Below are 13,096 nucleotides of genomic sequence, written 5' to 3'. Positions count from 1 at the left end.
CGCTATGAGAAACAGGTTTACCCCATGAACAACCCTCGCGAGCAACGCATTGCCCAACTAAAACAAACCCTAACCGAGCGCATTGTGGTGCTCGACGGCGGTATGGGCACCATGATTCAGAGCCACAAGCTCAGCGAGGAAGAGTACCGGGGCAAACGTTTCGCCGATTACGACCGCGATGTAAAGGGCAATAACGACCTGCTGAACATCACCCAGCCCGAGCTAATGAAGCAGATTCACCGGGAATATCTGGAAGCCGGTGCGGATATTATTGAAACCAACACCTTTAACTCCACCCGAATCTCCATGGCCGATTACGGCATGGAAGATCTCGCCTACGAGCTGAATCTGGCCGGGGCACGCATCGCCCGCGAGGTAGCCGACGAGCTTACCGAGGCCGAACCCCACAAACCCCGTTATGTCACCGGGGTGTTGGGCCCCACTTCGCGCACCTGCTCTATCTCGCCGGACGTTAACGACCCGGGCGCGCGCAACGTCACCTTTGACCAGCTAGTAGAGAACTACATAGAAGCGACCAAAGCGCTGATTGAGGGCGGCTCGGATCTGATTCTGATCGAAACCATCTTTGACACGCTAAACGCCAAAGCCGCCATATTTGCGGTGCAGGAGGTGTTCGAAGAGCTGGGCACCGAGCTGCCACTGATGATCTCGGGCACCATTACCGATGCCTCGGGCCGCACCCTGTCAGGCCAGACGACCGAAGCCTTTTATAACTCGCTGGCCCACGCCAAGCCCTTGTCCATTGGCCTTAACTGCGCCCTGGGCGCGGCCGAGCTGCGCCAGTATGTACAAGAGCTGTCGCGTATCGCCAACTGCCATGTATCGGCTCACCCCAACGCGGGCCTGCCCAACGAGTTTGGCGAGTACGATCAAGAGCCCGAGGAAATGCAGGCGATTATCGAAGAGTTCGCCCAGTCCGGCTTTTTAAACATTATCGGCGGCTGCTGCGGCACACGGCCCGATCATATTCAGGCCATTGCCGAGGCCGTGGCCAAGCACCCGCCGCGCCAGATTCCCGATATCGAGCCCGCGTGCCGCTTGTCGGGCCTGGAGCCTTTTAACATCACCCAAGATTCATTGTTTGTGAACGTGGGCGAGCGCTGTAACGTCACAGGCTCGGCCCGTTTTAAACGCCTAATTGTCGAAGAAGACTATGACACCGCGTTAGAAGTCGCGCTGGAGCAGGTCGAGGGCGGCGCTCAGGTTATCGACATTAATATGGATGAGGGCATGCTCGACGCCGAAGCGGCGATTGTGCGCTTTTTAAACCTGATTGCAGGCGAGCCGGACATTTCCCGCGTGCCGATCATGGTGGACTCTTCCAAGTGGGAGGTGATTGAAGCCGGGCTTAAATGCATTCAGGGCAAGGGCATAGTGAACTCCATCAGCCTTAAAGAAGGCGAAGAGGAGTTTATTGAAAAGGCCCGCTTGTGCATGCGCTATGGCGCTGCCGTGGTAGTCATGGCCTTTGACGAAACCGGCCAGGCGGATACCGCCGCGCGTAAAAAAGAAATTTGCGAGCGCTCCTACCGGGTGCTGGTGGATAAAGTCGGCTTCCCGCCGGAAGACATTATTTTCGACCCCAATATTTTCGCCGTTGCCACAGGTATTGAAGAGCACAACAACTACGCGGTGGATTTTATTGAGGCCACCGCCTGGATTCGCGAAAACCTGCCCCACGCCGGTGTATCCGGCGGCGTGTCCAATGTGTCTTTCTCCTTCCGGGGTAACAACCCGGTGCGCGAGGCGATTCACTCGGTATTCCTGTACCACGCAATTAAAGTGGGCATGAACATGGGCATCGTTAACGCCAGCCAGCTGGCCGTGTACGACGATTTGCCCGAGGAGCTGCGAGAAAAAGTCGAAGATGTGATTTTAAACCGCAACGACAATGCTACCGAAGCGCTGTTAGATATTGCCGAAAAATACCGCGAAGGCGGTGGCGAGAGCGGCAAAAAAGAAGATTTGGAGTGGCGCAGCTGGGACGTTAACAAGCGCATTGAGCACTCGCTGGTAAAAGGTATTTCGGCCTTCATTGTTGAAGACACCGAAGAGGCCCGCCAACAGGCAGAAAAACCCCTGGATGTGATTGAAGGCCCGCTGATGGACGGCATGAATGTGGTGGGCGATTTATTCGGCGCCGGTAAAATGTTCCTGCCCCAGGTGGTGAAATCCGCGCGGGTGATGAAACAGTCGGTGGCTTACTTGCAGCCCTACATCGAGGCAGAAAAAGTCGAAGGGGCAAAACCCAACGGCAAAATCTTAATGGCCACGGTAAAGGGCGATGTGCACGACATTGGCAAAAATATTGTCGGCGTAGTCTTGCAGTGCAACAACTTTGAAGTGGTGGATTTGGGTGTGATGGTACCCGGCGAAAAAATCCTGCAAACCGCCGTAGAAGAAAACTGCGATATTATCGGTTTGTCCGGCTTGATTACGCCATCGCTGGACGAAATGGTCAGCGTCGCCCGCGAAATGGAGCGCCAGGGCATCGATAAACCCCTGCTGATTGGCGGCGCCACCACCTCTAAGGCGCACACGGCCGTCAAAATTGATCCGGCGCTTAATATCAACCAGGTGGTTTATGTGGCCGATGCCTCGCGCGCGGTGGGGGTATGCTCCACCTTGCTAAGCGATGCCAACCGCGACGGTTTTGTTGCCGACCTGAAAACCGAGTACGAAGCCGTGCGGGTGCGCAACGCCAACCGCAAACCCCGTGGCACTTTGCGCACCTACCCAGACGCCATTGAGCACGGTTTTAAGGCCGATTGGGAAAACTACACCCCCCCTGCCCCCAGCTTTACCGGCGTTAAAGTCTTTGACGACTACCCGCTGGAGCAGCTGATTGACACCATCGACTGGACGCCGTTTTTTATCAGCTGGGATTTGGCGGGTAAGTATCCGCGCATTTTGGAAGACGAAGTCGTGGGCGAAGCGGCGCGCAACCTGTTTGACGACGCACAAAAGATGCTGAAAAAGCTTATCGACGAAAAGCTGCTGAAAGCCCGTGCGGTACTCGGCTTTTGGCCCGCCAATACCGTCGATCACGACGATATTGCCGTGTTTGGCGAAGATGGCGAAGAGCTGGCGCGCCTGCACCACTTGCGCCAGCAGCAGCAAAAGCCCGGCAACCGCAAACCCAACTTTTCGCTGGCCGACTTTGTCGCCCCTAAAGACAGCGGCAAGCAAGACTATATTGGCGGCTTTGCGGTCACCGCCGGCATTGGCGCCGAAGAGCTGGCCAAAGAGTATGAAGCCAAAGGCGATGACTATAACGCGATTATGGTTAAAGCCCTGGCGGATCGCTTGGCCGAATCACTCGCCGAGCATATGCATTTGCGGGTGCGCAAAGAGTTTTGGGGTTACGATAAAGACGAGGCGCTGGCAAACGAGGATTTGATTCGCGAGCGCTATCGGGGTATTCGCCCGGCACCTGGCTACCCCGCCTGCCCGGATCACACCGAAAAAGGTACCTTGTTTAAGCTGCTGGATGCCGAGAAAAACACCGGCCTGACCCTGACCGAGCACTACGCCATGTTCCCCACTGCGGCCGTTTCTGGTTGGTACTTCTCGCACCCCGAGTCCGAATACTTTGCCATTGGTAAAATCGAAAAAGACCAGGTGGAATCGCTGGCCGAACGAAAAGGCATGTCACAGACCGAGCTTGAGCGCTGGTTAAGTCCCGTGCTTGGCTATGAGCCGTGAGTGGCCAAATAACAGAAGATCTAAGCGAAAAAACCACCCTCTAGGGTGGTTTTTGCTTTTACTGTCGATGTTTTAGCCAGTTTTTTTCAAATAAAACTTGAGCTAGATCAAATATTGCCGATAATTATTTTTGCCTATGCTTGATAAGGAGCAAAAAAGGATATGTTTGGCAAAAATAAAGAGCAGGAAGCCCATATTGGGGAGCTAGAAAACAATAATCGCGAACTGGCCGCAAGTCTCGACGCCATACGCAACCATATGGGTTATATCGAATTCACGCCGTCGGGCGATATCCTCGATGCCAATAACTTGTTTCTGGATGTGGTCGGTTATCCTCTTGAAGAAATACGTAACCGCCACCATCGGATGTTTTGCGACTCAGGCTATGCTGCCAGCGAGGAATATCAAAGCTTCTGGCGCGCCCTGGCGGCCGGTGAAGGCCAGCAGGGAACGTTTAAACGCTACGGCAAGCGCGGCAATGTGATCTGGCTTGAGGCAAGTTATTTTCCGGTTTTTGAAGGCAATCGGGTTTCGAAAGTCATTAAAATCGCCTCCGATGTGACCGAGTCTCGCAATTCATTGCTCGATCGCAATGCCCTTTTTGAAGCGCTTGACCGCTCTTTAGCGGTTATTGAATTCGACCCGACTGGCAATATCCTTACCGCCAACAGCAACTTTCTAAACACTATTGGCTACCAACTGGAGGATATTGTCGGCAAACACCATCGAATGTTTTGCTACGACAATTTTTATCAGAAGAATCCGGATTTTTGGGCCCAACTCGCCGCTGGACAATTTATGTCTGGTAAATTTGAACGCAAAGATGCGCATGGCGAAACGCTGTGGCTAGAAGCCACTTATAACCCCGTACGCGATGCGTCGGGTAAAGTGTATAAAGTCATCAAGTTTGCCAGTGACATTTCACCGCGTGTGCGCACGGCCATGCAAGCGGTGGAGGCGGCTTCTTCCACCTCCGAGGAAACCTCGCAAATCACCCTCAACGCCAAAAGCCTGCTGGACGATGCGGTGGCAACCTCAACAAAAATAGCCGCACAAATTAAACAGGCCGCCGAGATCACCGATAAGCTAAACGCTCAATCTGAAAACATTTCAGAAATTGTCACCACCATTCGCTCAATCGCCGATCAAACTAACCTGCTCGCGCTTAATGCCGCCATTGAGGCCGCCCGTGCGGGCGATCAGGGCCGGGGCTTTGCGGTAGTGGCTGATGAGGTACGTCAGCTGGCCGGGCGCACCAGCGAGGCCACTGAAGAGATCTCTCGTGTGGTAGGCGACAACCACGAACTGGCGCAACAGATCAAATCGCAAATGGAAGAAGTGAGCTCAATTTCCGAGCAGGGAGAAACCAAGATTCACCATGTATCCGAAGGGGTCGACCAAATCGAACAGGGCGTGATGAATTTTGCACAAACCGTAAATCGTCTGGCGGAAAACTAACGCCAGACGACCTATCGCGAAGACAATCGCATCGATTACCGGACAAAAGAGTTAGCGCTATGGCGCGCCCCGGTGATCGCGTCTATCAGCACTGGAAAAGCCTGCTCGGCACTGGAACGATTAAACAGTCCCAGTCCGTTATTACCGGTAACGCCATTGTCCCACACCACGGGAACCAGGCCATTCTCAAGCGCAGAGGCGGTGATGTACTCGTCCCAATACACTTGATACTGCTGGTGATGGTCGATATTCGGGCGATGCATGGCGCCATACTCGCCCAGAATCACCCCAATGCCCTGATCCACAAAACGCGCTTTCATTCGCCCAAATTGACGATCGACGTGACCTTCATTGGCCCAACTTTCTGTTTTACTAGGGTCCTCGGCCTCATCACCCCATTGGGTAATCTGGCTTTCAGCGTTAAGGGTAAAGTTAAAAGGATCATAGTAGTGGACTTCAACCAACAGTTTGTCGTCGGCCGGGTCCTCGGGTAAGGCAAAAAAACTCAATGTGTGGTCAATATTAGTGTTAAAGCCCTGCACCGCCAAAAAGCGCTGGGGGTTATTCCCGCCGGTGGCGCGCACCGTATCTACACACTGCTGGTTATAGCCATTCTGCACTGTGTAATACTCTTCGCTCGGGGTACCATAGTCCCCCTCCACCATCACCTCGTTGGTACAGGCAAAAATAAGGTGCTCGTCGTAATTCGCAAAACGCTCGGCAATTTGACGCCACATGGTATCCATACGCTGTAGCACATAATCCTGCTCGGCGTAGGTGGGCTGCATCCAGCCGCCATCCCAATGCATATTCATCATCACGTACAACTCGGCATCCAGCGCATCATTAACCACCTCTTCAACTCTGTCCATCCACTCGGTGGCAATAACAAAGTTGGCGGCATCGCTGAACTGGCTCCAGGCTACAGGAATACGGATTGAATCGAAGCCCGCCGCCTTGACCGCCTGCATAAGCTCGGGAGTGGCCTTGGGGTTGCCCCAGGCCGTCTCACCACCCACGGCCTCAAGGGTATTACCCAAGTTCCAACCAACGCCCAGCTTCTGGCTGAGCGCGACACTGCTTAAATCAAAATTGCTGGGCTCAGAACTGGCGACAGAGGATTGACTGGATGAGGACTCACTGCCGGGCTCGGTCACAGACGACACCGACGAGCTGGACGCCACAGACGAGACCTGGCTGGATACATTGTTACTGGACGGGCTTGTACCGCCGCCTGATCCACAGGCACACAAGGCCAAGACAAAAGCGGGAATACAGATATGACTTAAGCGAGACACAGACTCTCCTCGTATTATTCGTTATTGTGTAATCGATTACTTTACCGTACTTGTTTTTATATTTAAATGGTTATTTATTTATGATGAAATCGACGGGGTACGGAGTACGGGGTACGGGGTACGGGGTACGGGGTACGGGGTACGGGGTACGGGGAATGCTAGGGGAGTAGCTCGGTGAGGCAAGTGTAATGGCTTTGGGGTCGAGCGTCGGTTGCGGGGCTTTAGTGTATAAAAACCGCCGTAGATGATAGGGACTTCGGCGGATTTGGTATGTGCTGCGGGAGGGATTTACTGGGCGCGTCCTGCGCCCACCCTGCGAGCTCGCTGCGCTCGGTGCAAAACGCTCCCTGCGTTTTGTCGAGCCTCAGTCGGGTTTGATGTGCATGGATGCACAAATGCCGCGACTGCAGGGAGGCAGATGAGCGGTCGAACGCCTCCTGTTAACCTTTTGTGTCTAAAAAAACCGCCGGAGGTTAAATGACCTTCGGCGGTTTTAATATATGGCGGAGAAGGAGGGATGTACTGGACGCGTCCTGCGCCCACCCTGCGGGCTCGCTACGCTCGGTGCAAAACGCTCCCGGCGTTTTGTCGAACCCGGCGAGGCTTCTCACCCGCCTTCCCGCATAAAAAAAGCCCAACCTTTCGGTTGGGCTTTTTGTATGGCGGAGAAGGAGGGATTCGAACCCTCGATACCGATCAAGGTATACTCCCTTAGCAGGGGAGCGCCTTCGGCCACTCGGCCACTTCTCCGTATCAAATTGTCCAGATCGAGTTGCCGGGGCATCTCGTCAACTGGGGCGGCATCATACCATATTTGGCAGAAATTCAAAGACTTGTGTGGCTTAGGTAGAAACTTTTTAACCGCAGCGCCGAAGGCATAAACAAAACGCATAAAAAAACGGCAACCTGTGGTTGCCGTTTGTGCAATCAGTGGAAGCTTATACCAAGCCTTCTTGCTGATTTTGCTTTTCACGCTGAATGCGCTGGTAGATTTCTTCGCGGTGTACAGCAATGTCTTTGGGCGCGTTAACGCCGATACGCACTTGATTGCCCTTTACACCCAGCACGGTAACTGTAACTTCATCACCAACCATCAGGGTTTCGCCAATACGGCGGGTTAAGATCAACATAGTAAAACTCCTTCAATCCATCCTGTGAGTGCGGCTGGGAATCCAACTCCGCTGCCGCTATTAGCCCCTTTTTGCGATCGTTAACCACCTGCGCGGTGAAGAACGTTCCTTGTTTTAAGTATTGTCCATTTTTCGCGAAAAGGGGAACTGCCCCCAAATATTTTTCAGGTTTTTTCAAACCCAAGATCATCCGACCTTATTGTTGCGCAGCGAGCAAAAAAAGCTCAATTAAGCCTGCGCAGGTTCGGCGTCCAGGCCAAACGCACTGTGCAAGGTGCGCACAGCAAGCTCTAAGTATTTTTCACTGATAATCACCGAGATTTTAATCTCTGAGGTGGTGATCATCTGAATATTAATGCCCTCTTCTGCCAGTGCCGTAAACATAGTGCTGGCAACACCTGCGTGAGAGCGCATGCCCACACCGACAATGGAAACCTTGGCAATGGCATCATCACTAATGACTTCGCGCGCGCCTATTTCCTTCACTACGTTAGACAACAAATCGACGGTTTTATTCATATCCCCGCGATTTACGGTGAAAGTTAAATCCGTGGTGTTGTCGGCGCCAACGTTTTGCACAATAACGTCCACTTCAATATTGGCTTTGCCCACCGGCGCCAAAATTTTAGAGGCAATGCCGGGGGTATCGGGGATACCGGCCAGGGTAATTTTGGCTTCATCGCGGTTAAACGCAATCCCGGAAACAACGGGCTGTTCCATAGTGCTGTCTTCCTCATCGAGGGTAATCAAAGTGCCGGGGCCGTCTTTAAAGCTGGACAACACCCGCAGTGGTACATTGTATTTGCCGGCAAACTCTACTGAGCGAATTTGCAACACCTTAGAGCCCAGGCTGGCCATTTCCAGCATTTCCTCAAAGGTGATTTTCTCCAGGCGTCTGGCCTTGTCGACCACCCGTGGGTCTGTAGTGTATACGCCGTCAACGTCGGTATAGATCTGACATTCGTCGGCTTTTAACGCCGCCGCCAGTGCTACACCTGTGGTATCGGAGCCGCCGCGTCCCAAGGTGGTGATATTGCCGCTTTCGTCCACCCCCTGAAAACCCGCCACTACCACGACCCGTCCGGCATTCAAATCGGCGCGCATATTGGCTTCGTCGATTTCCTGAATGCGGGCTTTGGTGTGGGAGCTATCGGTGAGAATGCGCACCTGGCCGCCGGTATAAGAGCGGGCATCGCAGCCACGCTTTTTCAGCGCCATGCACAACAGCGCAATGGTCACCTGCTCACCGGTGGAGACCAACACATCCATCTCCCGGGGGTCCGGGGTATTCTGGATATCCTTGGCCAGGGCAATCAGGCGGTTGGTTTCGCCGCTCATGGCAGACACCACGACCACCATATCGTGCCCCTGGGCACGGAAACCGGCCACTTTCTCCGCGACCGCTTCAATGCGTTCGACCGTACCCACAGAGGTACCGCCGTATTTTTGTACCAATAAGCTCATTCCCGGCCTATCCCTCACACTTAACGTCTTATCGACGCACAATTGCTGCGCCTGGGCGCAAAAAGCGGCAATTAAACACGATAAGCTGTCAAAAGTTAATCAATTTTTGAGCTGTAAAAACATTTTTTTACAGAATTGTCATATTTATCCCAGCTGGCTCTCAACCCAGGGGGCAACCGATGCCAGTGCCGCCTCAATAGCGCCGACATCGGTGCCGCCGCCCTGAGCCATATCCGGACGGCCGCCGCCCTTGCCGCCCACTTGTTCCGCCACGTAGCGCATTAAATCGCCGGCTTTGACCTTGGCGGTGGCATCTTTAGTCACACCTGCAACCAAAGCCACTTTGCCGGCATCTTCAGCCGCCAATAAAACTACGCCCGAGCCCAGCTTGTTTTTCAGCTGATCGGCGCTGTCGCGCAGGGATTTGGCATCGGCGCCTTCGAGCTTAACCGCCAGAACCTTAAGACCACCCACCTCGACGGCCTCGGCCATCAAGTCGCGGCTGCCAGCGGTGGCCAGCTTGGTTTTGAGCGCAGCCAGGTCTTTTTCCAGCTTGCGGCTCTGGCTGGTCAACTGCTCCAGCTTTTCCACCAGATTATCTGGATTGGCTTTAATCAGGGCAGCGGCCTTAGCCAAACGTGCTTCAGCCTGGTCAAAGGCCGCCAGCGCCGCCTTGCCGGTAATGGCTTCAATCCGGCGTACTCCCGAAGCAATACCCGACTCACTGACAATACGCATTAAACCAATATCGCCGGTGCGGTTAACGTGGGTACCACCACACAGTTCAACTGAGAAGCTATCCACGCCCATGCTCAGCACGCGCACTTCGTCGCCGTATTTTTCGCCAAACAGTGCCATCGCACCTTTGGCCTGGGCGGTTTCCATATCGCACAGCTCGGTGGCTACGGGGGTATTGGCAAGAATTTGCTCGTTGACCATCTGCTCAATAGCTTTGATCTGCTCGTGGGCCAAGGGCTCAAAGTGCGAAAAATCAAAGCGCAAGCGCTCGGAATTCACCAGTGAGCCCTTCTGGGTCACATGGTCACCCAGCACCTTGCGCAGGGCTGCGTGTAACAAGTGAGTGGCCGAGTGGTTCAACGCGGTTGCCTGACGCACTTCGCCGTCCACCTGCCCCTGCAAGGATGCACCGGAGACCAGGTTGCCGTGCAACAGCTGCCCCAGGTGCAAAAAGTGACTGCCCTGTTTAATACAATCGCGCACTTCAAAGCGAATTCCCTCGGCCTCAAGATAGCCGCTATCACCGGCCTGGCCGCCAGACTCGGCGTAAAACGGTGTGCTATCCAGCACCACCGCGGCCTCTTCGCCTTCGCTGATTTGCTCGACACTGGCGCCGTCGCGCAGCAGAGCCAGCACCTTGCTCTCACCGGCCAGCTCGCTGTAGCCGGTAAATTCGGTCGCAGGCACATCCAGAGAGGCCTGGGTGTAGTCGACTTTAAAGTTCCCCGCCGCGCGGGCGCGCTGACGCTGGGCTTCCATGGCGGCCTCATAGCCCGCCTGGTCAATGGTTAAATCCCGCTCGCGCGCGATATCGGCGGTCAAATCCACCGGAAAGCCGTAGGTGTCATACAGGGTAAACACCACATCGCCGGGAATTTCGGTGCCGGACAAATCGGCTAGTGCCTCTTCCAAAACGCCCATACCTTTATCCAAGGTTTTGGCAAATTGCTCTTCCTCGGTGAGCAGTACTTTGGCAATCTGTGCCTTGCGCTCGTTTAGCTCGGGGTAGGCTTCGCCCATTACCTCGGCCAGAGCATCCACCAGGGTGTTAAAGAAAGCGTCTTTTTGCCCCAGCTTGTGGCCATGGCGGATAGCGCGGCGGATAATACGGCGCAACACATAGCCGCGGCCTTCATTAGAGGGGAGTACGCCATCGCTGATCAAAAAGGCGCTGGAGCGAATGTGATCGGCAATCACCCGCAGCGATTTATGTTCTAAATCGTCCGAGCCGGTCGCCTTAGCAGCGGCTTTGAGCAGGTGTTGGAACAAATCGATATCGTAGTTGTTGTGCACGCCCTGCATGACCGCCGCAATACGCTCCAGGCCCATACCGGTATCAATGGAGGGATTCGGCAAGGGTTTTAACTCTCCGTCCGCCTGGCGCTCGTACTGCATAAACACCAGGTTCCAGATTTCGATATAGCGGTCTAAATCGTCGTTTTCGCTGCCCGGCGGACCACCCGGCACATCGGCGCCGTGATCGTAGAAAATTTCAGAGCTGGGCCCACAGGGACCGGTATCACCCATTTGCCAAAAATTGTCTTCGTCCAGACGCGAGAAACGCTCTGGGCTAACGCCCATCTCTTTTTGCCAAATATCCGCAGCTTCGTCATCGGAAATATGCACCGTTACCCACAGGCGCTCGGGGGGCAGGCCCAGCACTTCAGTGAGAAACTTCCAGGCAAACTTAATGGCATCACGCTTGAAATAATCGCCAAAGCTGAAGTTGCCCAGCATTTCAAAGAAAGTGTGATGACGCGCGGTGTAGCCGACGTTTTCCAGATCATTGTGCTTACCACCTGCGCGCACACAACGCTGCGAGCTGGTGGCGCGACTGTAGGCGCGCTTGTCGCTGCCTAAAAACACATCCTTAAACTGGTTCATTCCCGCGTTGGTAAACAGCAGGGTCGGATCATCGCCCGGCACCAGCGAGCTGGATGGCACAATGGTGTGCCCTTCTGATTCAAAGTATTTTAAAAAGGCGTCGCGAATTTCAGCGCTTTTCATAGAATTTCCGTCGGATCACTCTCGTCAATCGATTGCATGCGGACTCGTGCGGCGGGCAGAATCAGCGGTTTTTGTGTGCCTGTTTTTCTTCATCACTCAGGCGGCGCGCCTCGGACTCCAGCATTACCGGAATGCCATCGCGCACCGGATAGGCCAAGCCACTGCTGTAACACACCAGCTCCGAGGCCTCTTTGTGGTATTCCAGCTCGCCCTTACTGACCGGACATACCAGAATTCCCAGCAGCTTTTTGTCTATCATTGCTCACTACCTAATAGGGTTGGCGACAAATTCAAGGGGCGGTAGTTTACACCGCCCGGGCCCTTGTGTCTTGCGGCGTTACTGCTCAGGGCTGCTCTGGCATAGGGCCAACCAGCGTGGTGGGGTCAACCCTTTCACCCAGCCAGTTCATGCGCCAATCCAGATGCGCGCCAGTAGCCCTGCCACTGGCGCCCACTTCGGCGATTACCTCACCTTGGGTCACCTGATCTCCCAGCGCCACCAGAATTTTAGACAGATGGATAAAGGTTGATGACAGCCCCTGTCCATGGTCGATGATTAAGGTGCCGCCTGAATAGAACAAATCAGGCTCCACCAGTATGACCTCGCCACCGGCGGGCGCCTGCACCGGAGTACCCGTGGGTGCGGCAATATCCACCCCGTAATGGGGCGAACGCGGCTCGCCATTGTATATGCGCTGCGAACCATAGACTCCAGTAATGGGGCCAACCAGGGGCCATTTAAAGTCCTGCATAAACTCGGTGCTCTGGCGCATAGTCTGGCGCGCTTGCCACACTCGGGCCGCTTCGCGGCGGGTGCGTTCCTGTTGCTCCGGCGATGGAGTGACGGTTTTTTGCGGCACACCTTCGATACGCTGGATACGATAATCCCGCTTTGCCACGGTGTAGCTCTGCTGCCACTGGCGCCCTTGCCCTTCGAGCAGCAAGTTTGCATCCGTGTCTGCATCGCGCCCCAGGCCCAGTACAAACTCACCGCCCTCGCCCACAGGAATGTCTTTACCGTTAAATTTAACCTGAGTGCCGGGCTGGACTTTGCCGCGCAAAATACCGCCCTGCTGCCACTGGCCTTTTAGCTCTTGCAGCAAAGGGGACGGCTCCGCCAGCAGAGCACCAGAGGAACTAATAAAAATTATCGCCAGAATCCAGCGCACAAACGCCATAACAGGTCTCCACCGTAATGTCTGAAGCGTTGCATCTTAGCATTTACGCATAAAAAAACGGCAGCCGAAGCTGCCGTTTTTGACTGGTGTAGCACAC

At 54.5% G+C, this 13,096-nt stretch carries 8 protein-coding genes and 1 tRNA gene; 2 read left to right on the top strand and 7 right to left on the bottom strand.

Annotation, left to right across the window (positions count from 1 at the left end; genetic code table 11):
* Positions 1 to 24: 24 nt before the first annotated feature.
* Entirely contained in the window at positions 25 to 3,726 is a 3,702-nt protein-coding gene (gene metH, locus NHM04_RS01220) for a methionine synthase (RefSeq protein WP_254265237.1), read from the top strand.
* Between the two features lie 162 nt (positions 3,727 to 3,888).
* Positions 3,889 to 5,184, top strand: coding sequence for a PAS domain-containing methyl-accepting chemotaxis protein (locus NHM04_RS17340; protein ID WP_305881956.1), 1,296 nt, complete (start codon positions 3,889 to 3,891; stop codon positions 5,182 to 5,184).
* Positions 5,185 to 5,219: 35 nt separating this feature from the next.
* On the opposite strand, the gene NHM04_RS01205 is transcribed toward NHM04_RS17340, so the two are convergent.
* From NHM04_RS01205 to NHM04_RS01175, 7 genes are all read right to left on the bottom strand, one after another.
* On the bottom strand, positions 5,220 to 6,482 hold the full coding sequence (locus tag NHM04_RS01205) for a glycoside hydrolase family 5 protein (protein WP_254265236.1): 1,263 nt from the start codon (positions 6,480 to 6,482) through the stop codon (positions 5,220 to 5,222).
* 660 nt (positions 6,483 to 7,142) lie between these two features.
* A tRNA-Ser gene (locus NHM04_RS01200) sits at positions 7,143 to 7,232 on the bottom strand.
* A gap of 188 nt (positions 7,233 to 7,420) precedes the next feature.
* Positions 7,421 to 7,612, bottom strand: a complete 192-nt coding sequence (gene csrA, locus NHM04_RS01195) for a carbon storage regulator CsrA (protein ID WP_020209341.1) — start codon at positions 7,610 to 7,612, stop codon at positions 7,421 to 7,423.
* A 228-nt stretch (positions 7,613 to 7,840) separates the two neighbouring features.
* Positions 7,841 to 9,076 carry an aspartate kinase gene (locus NHM04_RS01190; protein WP_254265235.1) on the bottom strand — a complete coding sequence of 412 codons (1,236 nt, stop codon included), beginning with the start codon at positions 9,074 to 9,076 and terminating at the stop codon, positions 7,841 to 7,843.
* A gap of 144 nt (positions 9,077 to 9,220) precedes the next feature.
* Positions 9,221 to 11,821 carry an alanine--tRNA ligase gene (gene alaS / locus NHM04_RS01185; protein ID WP_254265234.1) on the bottom strand — a complete coding sequence of 867 codons (2,601 nt, stop codon included), beginning with the start codon at positions 11,819 to 11,821 and terminating at the stop codon, positions 9,221 to 9,223.
* 61 nt (positions 11,822 to 11,882) lie between these two features.
* Positions 11,883 to 12,080, bottom strand: coding sequence for a Trm112 family protein (locus tag NHM04_RS01180; RefSeq protein WP_254265233.1), 198 nt, complete (start codon positions 12,078 to 12,080; stop codon positions 11,883 to 11,885).
* Between the two features lie 85 nt (positions 12,081 to 12,165).
* Entirely contained in the window at positions 12,166 to 12,999 is an 834-nt protein-coding gene (locus NHM04_RS01175; RefSeq protein ID WP_254265232.1) for a M23 family metallopeptidase, read from the bottom strand.
* Positions 13,000 to 13,096: the final 97 nt, after the last annotated feature.

The organism is Gilvimarinus sp. DA14, from assembly GCF_024204685.1.
In the GTDB taxonomy this organism is placed as follows: Bacteria; Pseudomonadota; Gammaproteobacteria; order Pseudomonadales; family Cellvibrionaceae; genus Gilvimarinus.
The sequence above is the reverse complement of the archived record's forward strand: the minus strand, read 5'-3'. Positions and strand labels throughout refer to the sequence as shown.